The sequence below is a fragment of the Aestuariivivens sediminis genome, assembly GCF_022662105.1.
In the GTDB taxonomy this organism is placed as follows: domain Bacteria; phylum Bacteroidota; class Bacteroidia; order Flavobacteriales; family Flavobacteriaceae; genus Aestuariivivens; species Aestuariivivens sediminis.
Genome location: NZ_JAKMCP010000001.1, coordinates 1,043,066 through 1,058,970 on the forward strand (window position 1 = coordinate 1,043,066; position 15,905 = coordinate 1,058,970).

The 15,905-nt window shown below is 36.0% G+C and carries 18 protein-coding genes; 13 read left to right on the forward strand and 5 right to left on the reverse strand.

Translation table 11 applies throughout. From position 1 onward, the window contains the following. Positions 1 to 22 precede the first annotated feature (22 nt). Positions 23 to 448 carry a hypothetical protein gene (locus tag MR054_RS04315; RefSeq protein ID WP_242156330.1) on the reverse strand — a complete coding sequence of 142 codons (426 nt, stop codon included), beginning with the start codon at positions 446 to 448 and terminating at the stop codon, positions 23 to 25. 211 nt (positions 449 to 659) lie between these two features. Between MR054_RS04315 and MR054_RS04320 the strand changes: the two genes are divergently transcribed. From MR054_RS04320 to MR054_RS04335, 4 genes are all read left to right on the forward strand, one after another. Next, complete coding sequence (locus tag MR054_RS04320) at positions 660 to 929, forward strand: cation transporter (RefSeq protein ID WP_242156331.1); 270 nt, start codon at positions 660 to 662, stop codon at positions 927 to 929. A 58-nt stretch (positions 930 to 987) separates the two neighbouring features. Beyond that, positions 988 to 1,173, forward strand: a complete 186-nt coding sequence (locus MR054_RS04325) for a hypothetical protein (protein WP_242156332.1) — start codon at positions 988 to 990, stop codon at positions 1,171 to 1,173. 56 nt (positions 1,174 to 1,229) lie between these two features. Further along, the gene (locus MR054_RS04330; protein WP_242156333.1) at positions 1,230 to 2,174 is read left to right on the forward strand and encodes a L,D-transpeptidase; all 945 of its coding nucleotides are present in this window, start codon (positions 1,230 to 1,232) and stop codon (positions 2,172 to 2,174) included. A 219-nt stretch (positions 2,175 to 2,393) separates the two neighbouring features. After that, positions 2,394 to 3,281, forward strand: a complete 888-nt coding sequence (locus tag MR054_RS04335) for a dienelactone hydrolase family protein (RefSeq protein WP_242156334.1) — start codon at positions 2,394 to 2,396, stop codon at positions 3,279 to 3,281. A gap of 140 nt (positions 3,282 to 3,421) precedes the next feature. Here the strand turns inward: MR054_RS04335 and MR054_RS04340 are convergent, their stop codons facing one another. Further along, a complete protein-coding gene (locus MR054_RS04340; protein ID WP_242156335.1) occupies positions 3,422 to 4,081 on the reverse strand; it encodes a DUF6090 family protein in 660 nt (219 codons plus the stop codon). A gap of 379 nt (positions 4,082 to 4,460) precedes the next feature. Between MR054_RS04340 and MR054_RS04345 the strand changes: the two genes are divergently transcribed. The 6 genes from MR054_RS04345 to MR054_RS04370 all read left to right on the forward strand — a co-directional run bounded on the left by MR054_RS04345 (position 4,461) and on the right by MR054_RS04370 (position 11,341). Next, the gene (locus tag MR054_RS04345) at positions 4,461 to 5,498 is read left to right on the forward strand and encodes a glycoside hydrolase family 43 protein (protein WP_242156336.1); all 1,038 of its coding nucleotides are present in this window, start codon (positions 4,461 to 4,463) and stop codon (positions 5,496 to 5,498) included. Between the two features lie 165 nt (positions 5,499 to 5,663). Beyond that, positions 5,664 to 6,317 carry a hypothetical protein gene (locus MR054_RS04350; RefSeq protein WP_242156337.1) on the forward strand — a complete coding sequence of 218 codons (654 nt, stop codon included), beginning with the start codon at positions 5,664 to 5,666 and terminating at the stop codon, positions 6,315 to 6,317. Between the two features lie 112 nt (positions 6,318 to 6,429). Beyond that, entirely contained in the window at positions 6,430 to 7,197 is a 768-nt protein-coding gene (locus MR054_RS04355; protein ID WP_242156338.1) for a DUF6090 family protein, read from the forward strand. Positions 7,198 to 7,595: 398 nt separating this feature from the next. After that, the gene (locus MR054_RS04360) at positions 7,596 to 7,856 is read left to right on the forward strand and encodes a 2TM domain-containing protein (RefSeq protein ID WP_242156339.1); all 261 of its coding nucleotides are present in this window, start codon (positions 7,596 to 7,598) and stop codon (positions 7,854 to 7,856) included. A gap of 136 nt (positions 7,857 to 7,992) precedes the next feature. Continuing rightward, positions 7,993 to 9,828 carry a phytoene desaturase family protein gene (locus MR054_RS04365; protein ID WP_242156340.1) on the forward strand — a complete coding sequence of 612 codons (1,836 nt, stop codon included), beginning with the start codon at positions 7,993 to 7,995 and terminating at the stop codon, positions 9,826 to 9,828. A 355-nt stretch (positions 9,829 to 10,183) separates the two neighbouring features. Beyond that, positions 10,184 to 11,341: an aldose epimerase family protein gene (locus tag MR054_RS04370; RefSeq protein ID WP_242156341.1), complete on the forward strand. Its 1,158-nt coding sequence runs from the start codon at positions 10,184 to 10,186 to the stop codon at positions 11,339 to 11,341. On the opposite strand, the gene MR054_RS04375 is transcribed toward MR054_RS04370, so the two are convergent. Beyond that, on the reverse strand, positions 11,330 to 11,518 hold the full coding sequence (locus tag MR054_RS04375; protein ID WP_242156342.1) for a hypothetical protein: 189 nt from the start codon (positions 11,516 to 11,518) through the stop codon (positions 11,330 to 11,332). The two genes, MR054_RS04370 and MR054_RS04375, sit on opposite strands and share 12 nt — an antisense overlap. Positions 11,519 to 11,680: 162 nt before the next feature. Here MR054_RS04375 and MR054_RS04380 point away from each other — a divergent pair, with 162 nt between their 5' ends. The 3 genes from MR054_RS04380 to MR054_RS04390 all read left to right on the forward strand — a co-directional run bounded on the left by MR054_RS04380 (position 11,681) and on the right by MR054_RS04390 (position 14,869). Then, positions 11,681 to 12,403: a hypothetical protein gene (locus tag MR054_RS04380; RefSeq protein ID WP_242156343.1), complete on the forward strand. Its 723-nt coding sequence runs from the start codon at positions 11,681 to 11,683 to the stop codon at positions 12,401 to 12,403. Between the two features lie 234 nt (positions 12,404 to 12,637). Beyond that, a complete protein-coding gene (locus MR054_RS04385) occupies positions 12,638 to 13,576 on the forward strand; it encodes a glycoside hydrolase family 43 protein (RefSeq protein WP_242156344.1) in 939 nt (312 codons plus the stop codon). Positions 13,577 to 14,005: 429 nt separating this feature from the next. Beyond that, the gene (locus tag MR054_RS04390; protein ID WP_242156345.1) at positions 14,006 to 14,869 is read left to right on the forward strand and encodes a Nif3-like dinuclear metal center hexameric protein; all 864 of its coding nucleotides are present in this window, start codon (positions 14,006 to 14,008) and stop codon (positions 14,867 to 14,869) included. A gap of 95 nt (positions 14,870 to 14,964) precedes the next feature. On the opposite strand, the gene MR054_RS04395 is transcribed toward MR054_RS04390, so the two are convergent. Both MR054_RS04395 and MR054_RS04400 read right to left on the reverse strand, forming a co-directional pair. Continuing rightward, positions 14,965 to 15,126: a hypothetical protein gene (locus MR054_RS04395; RefSeq protein ID WP_242156346.1), complete on the reverse strand. Its 162-nt coding sequence runs from the start codon at positions 15,124 to 15,126 to the stop codon at positions 14,965 to 14,967. Between the two features lie 90 nt (positions 15,127 to 15,216). Next, positions 15,217 to 15,888 carry a bifunctional 4-hydroxy-2-oxoglutarate aldolase/2-dehydro-3-deoxy-phosphogluconate aldolase gene (locus MR054_RS04400; RefSeq protein ID WP_242156347.1) on the reverse strand — a complete coding sequence of 224 codons (672 nt, stop codon included), beginning with the start codon at positions 15,886 to 15,888 and terminating at the stop codon, positions 15,217 to 15,219. Positions 15,889 to 15,905 lie beyond the last annotated feature (17 nt).

Genomic DNA, 15,905 nt, shown 5'->3' on the forward strand with positions numbered 1-15,905 from the left:
ATCCTTCTATCTCTTATTACATTTAATCCTGAAATAGCACTATAATCTGATAAATACCATAGACTGCAATGCCTAATATCCCTAAATAAAATGCATATTTCAATAGAGTGCCTATGGGACGCAATGGTCCTTTAAGTAGTTTATACGCCACAAATCCCGCAATAAAACCAATAGCTATAGTCATATACCAATTGGTTTCTGGATTTTTAAACCCTTTGTAAATAATTAATCCCCAAACTGCAAGAAATGAAAGTTCAGCCAAATTATCTTCAAAGGCATTATCAAACCACGATGGTCCTCGATTATAATTGCCTTTCCCAAGAGGAGTGTTTGACGAATAATCAACTTTATCCGGCACCCAAATACGCCCGGTTCCACCACAAAAGGTACATTTTATGCCATCAACGTAGCCAGTTCCAAAACAACCAGCACATGTTTCACTAGCCATTTTTACATGATTTGACTGATAGTTCTATAAAGATACAAAACTTCTAAAAAAGGGATTATGGCCTTAAAACAGCCCTCTATTTCTGTTACCCGTCGCTATTGTTGGTCCCGTTCAAAAGCGTAAAACTATAATTCCCCTTTTAGCAGACTGATGATTATCATTTTAAATGTTACCTCCAGGGTCTACCTTTATCCATAATTCATTTCTCATTATGAAAACCACGTTATACCTACAAAACTTAAAAGACAGTGGATGTGAAGGCCTTATACTAAAAAGGCTTTCAGAATTTGAACACCTAAAGAACATAACCTTCAAACTCCAATATGGTACAGTTTCTTTTGAGCATCATAATAAGGAGGATATTGAAGCGGTAAAACATAGGCTATCAAAAATGGGCTACCCGCCCTTTGGGGAGAAAAACAGTTTGGGTAAAAAAGCAAAAGCATATATACATTGTACAGCTGGCCGTATTAAGAAATAAGGAACAATAGGTTTAACCATACCATGAAATCATTTCCATTCATATTAAAAATAAAAACATGAGCAGTAAAGAAGACAAAAGTAATTGGGCCATTGGTGGTGGCCTTCTCGCAGGTTTAGGAGCAGGTTTCTTTTTCTTGCAGCAATCCGCCTTAATGTTTGTGGGCGCCATAATTTTAGGCCTGGGCATTGGATTAACAATCACTTCTGTTTTATCAAGTGTTTACAGCAGAGAAGAAGAATAACCCTTTTAAAAAACATAGTTGTGAAACGCAGCTAAATGGGTGTTGACTATTTCAAAATGAAAACCATTAAACTCTTATCAACAGTAGCTGTAATACCCGTAATGCTCTTATGGATAACCTTCAAGTGCAGTTCCCTAAAAGAGGATCCCTACACGGCATACGCATATACAATGGGTAAAACCCCTTTATACCACAATTTACTTCCTCTAAACGTTAAAATCGATCGAAATATCCGGGTTGAACATTATTTTCAGTTTATGGATTCTTTTGTGAAAAAATATGATTCCATGACACCCTATAAACTCACTGAGCACCTTTTGGTTAAAAGTAATCCGTGGCTATTGGACACCCTTATGAACACCGATTACTACAGAAGGATAGCACTGGATTCGTTTGTATATAATCAAAGAAAAATGATTGCATTGGCAGAAGGCACATCGATAACCATTCCGGATACTGCTGTGGCGGTAAAACTTATGCATTCCTTGAAGAACACCTATCTGGATGTGAATATTCCGGAGTTTAAACTTCGTATTTATGAAAATTCGCTGAAGCTTTATGAGTTTCCTGTTCGGGTTGGCAGGCACGAAAAAAAATACCTGGAAATGTCGGGCAGGATGGAGGATTTAAGAACTAAAAAGGGCGATGGAATTATTATAAAACACCATAAAAATCCAAGATATGTGAATCCTGTAAATAACCATGAGTATGTTGTAACCAAAAGAGACGATAACAGAGTGACCAAACTGCCTCTCATTCCATTTTTGGAAACTGAAATAAATGGCTTAAGAAACGGCCAATTCATACACCCAACCACAAACCCCGTTACCTTAGGTAAAGCGTATTCCAATGGATGTATAGGCACCAGGGAATCCGATGCCTGGGTGATCTACTATCATGCGCCAATAAACACCAAAATACATATCAGGTACGACTTAAATATTATCGATGACCATGGTCAAGCTCAAAAATTGAAAGATATTTACGGGTATTCCCCTTAAGGGACAGAGGCCATTTTAAACTTTCTTTAGACACGTATTTTGATATGTTAAATATAACTCTTCCGGCCCAAGCTTTTCTGAAGAAAAAATCTGGTAAGTTTACCTGTCTTTGGTTCGTCGGCATTTTAAGACAAATAGCACATAAAACATCCCATCCCGTTTAATGGATTCGTTAATATTTCCTATATTGATAGGGTTAAAATTAAACCGGATATTCTCATGAAACCATTAAAAAAAGAAGACCTTCAACAAAAGGTTTTTGATCTCTATGACGATTATGCCCACAATAAAATCGATAGACGTCAATTTATTGAAAAGTTGTCCTTGTATGCTGTTGGCGGGATAACCGTTTCCTCGCTGCTCAGTTTTATGAGTCCGAATTATATAGACACCCTGTTGGTACAGCCCAATGATCCGCGTTTGGATACCAAATATATAAGTTATGAATCGCCAAAAGGCGGTGGCACCATAAAAGGGTTGTTATCCAAACCCCGTGATGCTGAGAAAAAATTGCCGGGTGTGGTAGTCGTACATGAAAACCGGGGCCTGAATCCATATATTGAAGATGTATGCCGGCGCACCGCTTTGGAAGGTTTTATCTCCCTTGCACCCGATGCTTTAACCCCTCTTGGCGGTTATCCGGGTAATGACGATGAAGGGCGCGCTTTACAACGGCAACGGGATCGTTATGACATGTTGGAAGATTTTATAGCTGCGTACCATTATCTTAAAAATCATGACGATTGTGATGGAAAAGTTGGCGTAGTTGGTTTTTGTTTTGGTGGTTGGATTTCCAATATGATGGCGGTAAGATTACCCGATTTAGGCGCAGCTGTTCCATTCTATGGGGGGCAACCCTCGGCCGAAGAAGCCGCCAAAATTCAAGCGCCTTTGCTTCTGCAATTTGCGGAATTGGACACTCGTGTCAATGCGGGTTGGCCGGATTATGAAAAAGCCTTAAAGGCAAACAACAAAGCCTACACAGCCCATTTTTATGAAGGGGTAAACCATGGTTTTCACAATAATACCACACCACGCTACGATGAAGATGCTGCGAACCTGGCCTGGAAAAGAACCATTGCATTTTTCAAGGAAAAGTTGGAATAATTATTCTTTAATTAAGATTGCATCATTTCACGATAGAAATTAAGAATGTATTAGTTTGTTCCAGGCGAAAAGTAATACTTGTCGGGTAACCCTGAAACCTATTTTAAGGTAAAAGTTGTTGGCGTATTTTAGGAAAGAAATTATTCATTATTTAGTTCTTGATTAACGGCATCCAAACAATATTCAACCGTTCTTTGAAAGTGACTGATCCAAAAACTGAACGCGCTAACAAAGTCCTGTTCTATTTTTATTCTGTCCACAAGTTCCGTTTGACTCAAAAAATTTTCGTTGTTTATAGGCCTGCTTACAAGTTTAAAGGTTTTATCGGGTAGCTGTATACGAATTCTTTTCCATAAAGCATTATGGAGTTGGAGTTTGTAATCTTTGATATCGATATCTTCAAATATATTACCCATAATCTTTTCTACCATTATGAATCTTACTTCGTAAGTTTGGATTAGCATCTTCCTTAAACTATCATTGGAAATTTTATCAATGCCAACTGATTTTATAGCCTCATAGCCCCCTTTATTGTTAATAAAAGAAACAGCAGTGTTCATTCTGTTATAGCCCTCAAGCAGAATTGAATCCGAATATGTTTGATTTGAAGCAGTCATTTTTAAAAGTTCCTGTATACCTTCCTCTTTATCTTTGACTCTGTGATTAATCATCTCCAAATAATCTAAATCTGACTCTAGGGAACTTTTAATTCCTTGGAGCATGGTGATCTCAAACTTTTTATCATTTCGTGATTGATTCCAATTATTAACCTGCAAGGCAATTAAAATCCCTATGACCACCAGAATAATTTCACCAATGGCATATAATAGATATTTGCTATATCTGTTTAGGGATACGAGTTACTGACGTATTTTTCTAAAGAAATTAATCATAAAAAAACAGATGAATTCATAAAGATACAGAATTTCTATAAGTCGTGCTTTGGGTATCAAAAATGCCGCACTTCAAGTACCGCTTACCATCACGGTCTTGAGTCATCTTTAAAGTTGGAGGTTTACAGGATATAACCCCCTTCTATTTGGATACATGCGTTGACCGGTTGACCTGGAATTGTTGTCAAGTTAATTTGCTACTTTTACAGGTATCGCTAAGATAAGCGATTCTTTAAAGGCGTATGAATACGTTTGAGTTTAGTTTTTCAGAATAAAAAGATTACGCATGAAAACCATTCCAACCACTCTTTTATCTGTTGTTTCGATACTTATTGTAGTTTCCTCCTGTAGGTTTAAAGAAAAACAGAATGAAACCTTAAGATATTCTGGTAATCCCTTATTTGAAGGGTGGTATGCCGATCCAGAAGGAATTGTTCTAAAGGATGCGTATTGGATTTTCCCTACCTATTCGGCAAAATATGAAAACCAAGTGTTTTTCGATGCTTTTTCATCAAAAGATTTAGTGACCTGGGAAAAGCATCCCCGTATTTTAGACACTTCAATTATTAAATGGGCAAAACAAGCGTTATGGGCTCCATCAATTATTGAGAACAATGACCAATATTATTTATTCTTTTCTGCAAATGATGTTCAAAAACCAGGTGGCCCGTATTGGAACGAAAAAGACACGATTAATCATCATGGAGGCATAGGAATAGCCGTGGCCCATGCTCCTTCTGGCCCATATAAAGATTACCTTGGAAAACCGCTGATAGCCGAATTTCATAATGGTGCTCAACCCATAGATCAGTTTGTATTTAAAGATATTGATGACACCTATTATATGTTTTATGGAGGCTGGAGACACTGCAATTTGGCTATTTTAAATGATGACTTTACCGGGTTTATTCCCTGGAATGATGGTACATTGTTTAAAGAAATTACACCTGACGGATATGTAGAAGGCCCGTTTATGTTCCGCAGGAACACGATTTATTATTTGATGTGGTCTGAAGGTTCATGGGGAGACGACACCTATAAAGTTGCTTATGCCATGGCAAACAAGGCTACAGGACCTTATGAAAGAATTGGAACGATTCTACAATTGGATAGTACTATTGCTACAGGAGCAGGTCATAATTCAGTGATTAATACCCCCAACACGGATCATTGGTATATCGTTTACCACAGACGCCCCATTCCAAATAAAGGGCGCGATCATCGTGTTACTTGCATGGACCAGTTAGAATTTAATGAAGACGGTACGATCAAGCAAGTGAAAATGACATTTGAAGGCGTAAAGAAAATCGATCCCCTTAAATAAGTATCAACTGTAAAACTTATTACAATTCATATTTAAACCCTAAAGGGAGGCCAACCACTTCCTTTAATTTCTCAATCTTCAAATTATTTCTCCTTCCGGCAAAATATGTATCTTTAAGAAAGGAATCATAGCCTAAATGTTATTGGCAATTAAACTATTTAGAAAATGAATATTAAAAAAAAAGCGCTTTTTATTACTGTGTTCATTCTAGGTGCAATGATCTCATTTGGTCAACAACAGATCAATTTATCTGAAAAATTATCTGATCAGAAAATAAAGGCAGTTAACCGTACGATAACCATTTATGAAGAACAGCGGGATGCTATAGCACTGAATACAGAGAATAGCAGTGGTATTGGAATTATTGAAGATCTGGAATTTGAAAAAGGCATTATTGAAATTGAATTATTAGGTGAGAATAACCCGGGCAAAAGTTTTATTGGAGTAGCTTTTAATATACAAGACGAAGACACTTATGAAGCTGTGTATTTCCGCCCTTTTAATTTTGTTGCAGAAGAACAAATAAGACGGGAGCATATGGTTCAATACATCTATCATCCTGAATTCACCTGGAACAAATTAAGATCTGAAAGAACGGGAATATTCGAAAAGGGCATATCGACGCCACCAGATCCTGATGATTGGTTTAAAGCAAGATTACACATAAAAGAAAACAGCGTAGACGTATATGTAAATGATTTGTCTGAACCTTCTTTAGTTGTCGATAGATTAAGTGCAACAAAATCAAAAAAAATAGGAGTTTGGACAGGATTTGGCTCTTCAGGACGATTTAAAAATCTGATTGTAACCAACCAATAACCCATGATAAAATTCCTTAGATTATCGAAACGCGATGTTGTAATACAAAATCAAAGGTCTGGCAGACCTTTGGTTGAGATCGCCGCTTGCGGAATACATATCCAACTTAATTATGATTAAGATTTTTAGAAATATCCGTCGGCAATTACTTTCAGAAGGTAGAACCGGAAAGTATCTGAAATATGCTATTGGTGAAATAGTACTTGTTGTAATTGGTATTTTGATTGCCCTACAAATTAATAATTGGAATGAACATAGAAAAGAAAGGGAAAAAGAAATTAAGCTTTTAATAGAATTGAGAAGTGACCTTATTGAAACCAAAAATGACTTATTGACCGATATTGAAAAGTCGCAACAAATACTTTCCACTACCAATGAACTTTACAAATCTTTAGTTGAGGATGAAATTTCAGAAAATACCCCATTTAAGTTGTCAACCAGCTATATTTTAGAAGCTGCCGAACTCTTTCCAAAATTAAGTGCTAACAGTGCAATACAATCAGAAGGTATTACCATAATTTCAAATGTTGAATTAAGAAAAAAGATAACCAATTTTTATCAGTTACATTTAAAAAGAGTAGCTTCGGCTGAAGCGTATTCAAAAGAGCTGACCAGTAAAGAATTAAAAACATACTTAAATACATTTTCCGATTTTGGAAGTACCTGTAAAGATTGTAAGGATTTATTTGAACTATATAGAGACGACCAAGGTGTCCAACAAAATTTATATTTAATCCGCCAGGTAGACGACAAATTAGTACATATACTTAAAGAAAAGTTTGTTGTCTCTAGAACATTACACCGCAGATATTTAGAATTGTCACGGTTTATTGACGATATTATTGAATTAATAGATCAAGAAACAAACCCAAGACATTAATCAATGATACCAATAAAATCATGGTTAGGATTGGTGAGGACTTAAAAAAATAACGAAAATACAACAGCCATAACAATCCATAAAAATCAAAGAGACACTAACCACTCCTCTTTAACTTCTCTATCTCCATACTAATCTCCTTCCAACAAAATATATCTTTAGAAATCATAGCCAAACCGCTGGGCATCTTTATGATTTAGCGCTGAACTCAAGATCTTAATATAAAACAGTTAACTGATTTATATCATTGTACCTCTGTAGAAAGTATGCTATTTTTCGCAATATTTTAAATCTTAACTGCTTTATTGTGAATTAATTAGAGATGTCTTCATTAGTTAGTGACCATCAAAATGCATCATTAATAAAAGCAGGAAGAATAAGCAAAAAAATGATTCATCATGAATGATTATACAGAAGAACAACTGAAAAAAAAAGCACAAAAGCAAATTGATTTCAAGCACCACTTTTTGATTTATGTCTTGGTAATTGCCTTTTTGTGGGTGATTTGGGCGCTTACAGGTAGGGGACATATTTGGCCTATCTGGCCAACAGGCGGATGGGGAATTGCTATTTTATTTCAATATATCGGTGCTTTCAATCCCTTTCAAATCTTTTCCGTTGAAAAGGAAATAGAACAATTAAAAAAAGATAAACGGTAAGCGTTTTGTGCACAGTAAATTGTAAGTGAAGATTGCGATATTCTGTTAATTATGAATTTCGTCTCGTAAGCAAACAATCCATTTTCAAAATACCTGGCAAGCGTGAAACCTGAATCCATGTTAAAAATATTTTCAAATGAAATACAACACTATTATTATAGGAGGCGGACTGGCGGGATTAACCGCAGGAGCGACCCTTTCCAAATTTGGTAAGAAAGTTCTTTTATTAGAGCAGCATCACAAGCCTGGTGGCTGTGCAACCACATTTAAAAGAGGAGATTTCATTATAGAAGTGGGCCTGCATGAAATGAGTGGGCTCACTGAAAATGGGTCGATTACCCAAATTTTTAAACTGCTGAATGTAGATAAACATGTACAATTTGTAAAAGTACCTGAGTTTTACGGAGTGGTTTCAGATAAAAAAGATTTTGTAATGCCCCATGGATACAATGCCGCTATGAATGCCCTAATAGATAAATATCCTGAAGATAAAAAAGGCATCAAACGCTTCATGAAGTTGATAGGGGGAGTACGAAAAGAAGTCATCAACCTACCACGCTCACCTTTAAAACAAAAACTGATTTATCCATTGATGCCATTACTTTATCCGAACCTTGTGGAGGCTACCAAGCACACCGTCGGATCCTGGTTAGATAAGTACCTCACCAATGAAAATGCAAAATTGGATCTCGTTGCACATATCGTTTATTGGGGAGATGATCCTTATACCCTATCCATGTTTTACTTCGCTGTACCATTTTCCGGCTTTATTGCGAATGGTGGCCACTTTATAAAAGGGGGGTCACAGCAACTTTCCAACTATCTTGCTTCCTGTATTGAAGAGAATGGCGGCAGTGTTCTATTAGGTAAAAGCGCAGAGAAAATCATTACGAATAATGGCAAAGCAACCGGAGTTATATTCCGAGATAGTTTTAATAAAAATATAAGACCTTATACCATTTTATGTGATAATGTTATAGCCAATTGTGCCATTCCTTTAGTACCGTCGATGTTGGACGAGCCTTACTCGACAACGCTTCAACAAAAAATCAAATCTAAAACCAATTCCTGTTCACTCCTATGTCTGTATCTCGGTTTCAATACTGATATAGAAAAGTTTGGTGTTAAATATTATTCCAATGTCTTTCAAGGGGATGGTGTATATGAATTGAAGGATATTAAAAGCAACCACCATGGAGATTGGTCTAAACGCAGATTCATTTTTGTAGACTATAATAAGGTCGATGCTGGATTGACGCCACCCCATAAAACTGAAGGTGTTATTTGCACTGTGGATTATATTGAAGACTGGGAAAAATTAAATAATGAAGACTACCGTGCAAAAAAAGAAGAAGTGGCACAAGTTTTATTGCAGCGATTAGAAAAGCAGTATCCAGGAATTCGAAATAGCATCGAATACTACGAAGTAGCAACATCCAAAACCATTGAACGCTTTACCTCGAATCCAAGTGGTTCGGTTTATGGTTATGCCCAAACTAAAGACCAAATAGCAAGTAAGCGATTTAGAAACAATTTTTTGATTCCCAACCTGTACTTTGCATCGGCCTGGGCTTTCCCTGGAGGTGGTTTTGAAGGCTCAATACAGGGAGGATTCTTGGCCGCATTGCAAATGAATCAAGATACTATTTGGTCAGAACCTGATGCTAAAAAGTATGTTGATGACAGGGTTATCCAGCTCATGGAACGTAAAAAAATAGATGATAAAACACTCGAATTATCTTTTGCCAAACCAGCTGGTTTTGAAAACCTAAACGGGGAACATGCTATTCTTGAGATTATAAACCCAAAAGAATTAGAACTAGACCTCCCCTATCGCTGGCTTCCGATAGATTCTAATGGTAAGGACAAAAGCTTAAAATTTCAAATTAAAACGGATGGCAGTAGCTTCTCTAAAAGTTGTGAACTTATAGATATTGGTGATGAGGCCATTGTATATGGCCCTATGGGTTAGTTAAAAAAGCACGAAAGCCCTACAACGCCAATGATGCAATTCTAAAAACCAAAGAGGAGCCTACCACTCCTCTTACATCTATTTATTTCAAACTATTGCTGATGTTATTTTATAGATAGGCTTGTTCATACCGCTCATCGAATCGATATTAATGGAGAATTGATGCGTAAAAATTTAAAAAAAACAAGTAATTTTAACCACAAATGAATCCATTTTGAGCACCTAGTTTGCTTTGCTCACTTTGACCGCCCTATCCAGGCGTAGTACAAATTAAAATTAGAAGAAAAAAAGTTAAAATTATGTTCTGTTACTTGCTGATAACATACTCCATTTCTTATTTATTCAACAATAATCCATGACAATGATAAGAGTCCTATATACAATTTTACTAATTACCACCTTGTCATGCAAAAATGAAAAGAACGTTGCCCTTAAGAACATTGAGGATAAGCAAAAAGAAGTATCCGTGATTGAAGAATCCTTTGGCTATTTACCGGATAGTACTGAAATAAAACAATTTACATTGACCAACGAACAAGGCATTGAAATGAAGGCAATCACCTATGGCGGAATTATTACCTCATTAAAAACACCAGACAGAACTGGAAAATTTGATGATGTTGTTTTGGGCTATGATAACATGGAAGGTTATTTAAAAAAAACGCCCTACTTTGGAGCCATAATTGGCAGGTATGGCAATAGAATTGCTAACGGAAAATTTGAACTTGAAGGTAAAACGTATCAATTAGCAACCAACAACGGTAAAAACCATTTGCACGGAGGAATAAAAGGATTTGATAAGGTTGTTTGGGATGTTACAGAAATTAAGGATGAAAATGGAGTTGGCTTAAAACTTAACTATGTAAGCCCAGATGGTGAGGAAGGCTATCCCGGTAATTTGATTGCCCAGGTTGAATATTTTTTGGGAAATGATAATACTTTAAGCTTTAATTATACTGCAAAAACGGATAGGCCCACCATCGTTAATTTAACGCAGCACTCCTATTTTAATTTTACCGGAGCACAGCGAGATGTTTTAAGTCATTTGTTAAAAATAAATGCTTCTAATATAACGGCTATAGACAATGGTTTAATTCCTACAGGAGAATTTTTGTCAGTAACCGGAACCCCCTTTGACTTTAGAAACGCAAAAGAGATTGGCCAGGATATTGAAAGCGATGATGAGCAAATGAAGTTTGGCTTAGGCTTTGACCATAATTGGATCATAGATGGTGATAAGGCATTTAAATTTGCGGCTTCAGTATATGAGCCAAAAAGTGGGCGATATATGGAGATATTGACCACAGAACCTGGTATTCAATTTTATTCCGGGAACTTTCTGGATGGAAGTATTATCGGAAAAAACAATATAGTCTATAATCACCGATATGGGTTCTGTTTAGAAACTCAACATTTTCCTGATTCCCCTAATAAATCCCATTTCCCGTCATCAACATTGGATGTCGGTGAAACGTATCATTCAAAAACCACGCTCAAGTTTTCAACGAAATAAGACCTGATAGAATTTGTTCCGAGTAACCTCCTTTATATCAATCCCAACAAGGGTTTTAACGCGTTTTAAGTACCGTTCAAAGAACTCATTAACAGTGTGCTGCATTTCTATTTTCTCGCCTTTATAGGTCTTGTAAACATCTTCTACGGTAAAGTCGTTTTCCTGGACTTGAAGCATTAAAAAAACCTGGCAAGTTTCCCTGCCTTTGGTAGGTTGGCATTTTAAGACAACCTGTAATCAATAATACCATGCAGTTAAAATGAAGAATTATTACATTAAAAATATTTTTTTAACTTTAAGTGTTCTACCTCTACCATACCTGTAATAAAACAAATTACCATGAAATCTAATTTAGTATACCCTAAAGCTCATCTGTGGCTCATAATTCCTTTTGTTCTAACTATTGCCGGATTTTACATGTCTTATTGGAGTGTTTTTACAGATGCTCCATGGCGACAGCATATGCATGGACTAACTGCAACAGCATGGTATTTACTCTTAATTTTACAACCTTGGTTGATTCATAACAAACCTGCTATTTATCATAAAAAATTAGGCATTGTCATGCTTTTCCTTGCAGGAGGTGTTGTCTTTTCTGCCTTTCAAGTAATGCCTTATCAAGTAGTAAATGAATTTCTGCCAGATATGTTAAAATATGGTTTCTCATTCGGAGACCTTTGCGCATTAACAGGTTTTAGTATCGCTGTTGTTTTAGGGGTTTTAAATGCCAAGAATACTAATAGACATGCACGATGGATGATATCAACTGTTTTTTGGGTTCTACTTCCTGCCACAGCCAGACTACTCTATTTACCATTATTAGCATCATATGATGGCAACCCCCCAATTACATATATACAAGCTGTTTATATCTGTTTTGCGGCAGCCCATATTGTTTTACTCTATCTGATGGTAATGGATTATAAAAAGGACAAAAAGATATATGCTTCCTATTCTTTTGCTTTTATTGGTGTGGCATTTTATTCTTTAGCCATTGCTCCAATGGGGAAGTGGCAATGGTGGATAGATTTTTGTCATGCTGTTATTGGTAAAGGAATGTAATTAACTTTTAATATTAACAAAAAAACCACCCCATTTCTTGAGTGGGTTTTACCAGGTTGCTCCCTCTATTATTCAGCGCTGCAGCACAATCAAATCAATTAATTATACACGTTTAAGACAAAAATATTTCTGAATTATAGTATTATAATAAAATTACTTTTCTTTTAGTACTTGATTTATTTTATATTTCTAATGTCTTATCAACTTTATTAAAAATAAATTATCATAAAGGTTATGAAAGCTTATCAATTAATTTTATTTGGAATTACACTTATGACGTTGAGCTGTTCAGTAAATGAGGAGGTTTATTTATTTTCATATTTCAAGAACAACGGAGAAGATGGGCTCCATTTGGCATACAGCAATGACGGACTTATATGGGAGGCTTTAAATGATGATAAATCATTTTTAATTCCTGAATTAAGTAAGGACAAACTGATGCGTGATCCTTGTATAATAAAAGGCCCTGATGGAAAATTTCATATGGTCTGGACTGTAAGTTGGGAAGAAAGAGGAATTGGTTATTCAAATTCCGATGACTTAATTAATTGGTCTGAACAAAAGTTTATTCCTGTTATGCAACACGAAAAGTCATGCAAAAACTCATGGGCTCCAGAATTGTTTTATGATAAGAATAAAGACCAATACCTTATTTTTTGGGCTAGTACTATTTCTGATAAATTTTTGGAAACCGCAAATCAAGCTGAAGAAGATTGGAACCACAGAATGTACTACACAACTACCAAAGATTTTGAAGTTTTTTCAGAAACGAAAATTTTTTTAGAGCCCGGGTTTAATGTTATTGATGCTACTATATCTGAAAACGAAAATCAGTATTTTATGATAGTTAAAGATGAAACCTTACATCCAAAACCTAAAAAAAGTCTTCATATTTTATTTTCAGATAATCTTTATGAATGGAATGTGCCTGTTTCAAAAGCCATATCAGGAAATTGGGTTGAAGGTCCCACAATTGCAACCCTAAATAATGCTTGGATAGTTTATTTTGATCAATATAGAAAACATTCTTTTGGAGCTATAAAGTCAGATGATTTAGTTAATTGGAAAGATATTTCAAACTCCATTTCATTTCCCGATGGAATTAGACATGGATCTGTTTTTAAAGTTTCTAAAAGGGTATTTTCTAAATTAAAAAATCATGCTTCAAACTAATCAGTTGAATTGGGGAAAGACCAAAACGAAGATCCTTGGTTGCATCTTTTAGGCTCGCTTTGCTCCCCCTTTTTACACTTCCCGCTGTAAGCGGGATAAACTTCCTGCCAGAGGCAGGTTGGTATTTTAATACAAAATGCAATCAATGCATACAATACAATTAAATAGAAGGAACATATAGGTCTGGAAACAAAAATTACAACCTAAAAATAGAATGGATATAATTATTTTCTCCTTATTACTAGGTTTGTTTTTAAAAGCAAACATAGCCTACAGACAAAACTAAGTTCCTGAATGGAGTTAAATTAGTTAAAGAAAATTCAATTCCGAATGATTTTCGGGTTATCTTTAATCCTTAACATCTAAGCACATAGATGTATTTATTAATGTCATATAGGCACAAATAAATCCAATTTACACCATAAAATAATGAAACTATTTTTCCACTTAATTATTATCACTTTCCCAATATTTCTTATTAGTCAAAACTTACCATCCAATCAGGCTATTTCTGCAAAACAGTTGATCGAAACCATCATTAAGAATACAGGTTCAGCCCCTGTGCCTAACACAGTGGATGTTATTAAAGAAGGGAATCCAGAAACACAAGTTAAAGGTATAATTACTTGCATGTTTGCTACAATGGAAGTTTTGAAAAAGGCAGTAAATAAAAATTGTAATTTCATAATTGTTCACGAGCCTCTTTATTATAACCATTTAGACAACACCGAACAATTTCAGAATGATTCAGTATATCTGGAAAAAAAGAAATTTATCGATGATCATAACCTTGTAGTGTGGAGGTTTCATGATTATATTCACCGAATCCAACCAGATGGTATAATTTCTGGAATGATTGAAAAGCTTGGCTGGGAAAATAATAAAGTAAAAGGTAATCCATACAAGTTTTCTTTTCCTCCAATCTCGTTAACCCAGCTATTAAAAAATTTGAAGAGGACATTTCCGGAAAATAGTTTTTATGTAGTTGGTGATCCAGAGATGGAATTATCCAACGTTATCTATATTCCTGGTGCAACAGGTAGTGATATCCAAATTAGACAACTACAAAAGAGTAATGTTGATGTTGTAGTTGCGGGGGAAGTGCCACAATGGGAAACTTATGAATACGTTAGAGATGCTGTTGCACAAGGAAGAAAAAAAGCGATTATTTTTATCGGACATATTAACTCCGAGGAATATGGGATGAAATTTTGTGCTGATTGGTTGAGCAAATTAGTCGAAGACATTCCTGTCTTTTATATTGAATGCGGATCTTCGTATTGGACTTACTAAAAAGCGAACCTAGTACGCAGAGTTAATATTTACGAACTTCAGAAACACTTATTACAGACCTCTTCAATTTTGATAAAAAAAGTTGACAACTTGAGTTAATTCTTCTCTGCATCCAATTTAAAATTAATATCATTCACATTATGTACCTGCCTCAAACAATCCTCCACATTATCCAATCTTTTTTTCAGGTACCTAATTTCCATTTCTGCTATTGCCAAATTTTGCAATAGAAAAACGATATCCTCATCTTTTTCCATGTAAGTTGAAATTTAAAAATTAACTATTTTAAAAATTGAGAGAATATTGGAATAGCTATTTACTTTTAAATAAATTCTATATCGTTAACTTTATTGGGTTATTAGACCTTTGATTGTTCCTAATGCAAATCTAACTTTTTGTTCAAGCTGCGCATAGTCTTTATTAACTAAAATCTCCTTAGATATTAATTGTGAGCCCATGCCCACACAGGTTACCCCTGCATCGAACCATCCTTTAAGGTTCTCTTCGGTGGGTGAAACCCCTCCCGTGGGCATCATGCTGGTCCATGGTTGAGGGCCCTTGATGCCCTTTACGAACTGAGGACCGTAGATATCTCCCGGGAATAATTTGACGATCTCACAGCCCAGCTCCTCGGCCCGGGCTATTTCGGTGAGGCTTCCACAACCCGGTGACCATAATACTTTCCTTCGGTTACAGGCTATGGCGATGTCCTCTCTCAGCACTGGCGTTACAACGAAATTGGCACCAAGCGCCATATACAGGCTGGCCTGGGCCGCATCCGTGACCGAACCCACACCCATGATCATACCCGGCAGCTCCTTAATGGCATACTTGTTGAGCGCTCCAAAGACCTCATGGGCAAAGTCCCCGCGGGCCGTAAATTCCAACAAGCGTGCCCCACCATCATAGCAGGCCTTCAGCACGTTTTTACTCAGTTCGATATCACTGTTGAAAAACAAAGGGACCAACCCCGTATCTTTCATGGTCTGGGCTACTTCTAGTCGTGTATATTGTGCCATGTTACCTTATTTAATGC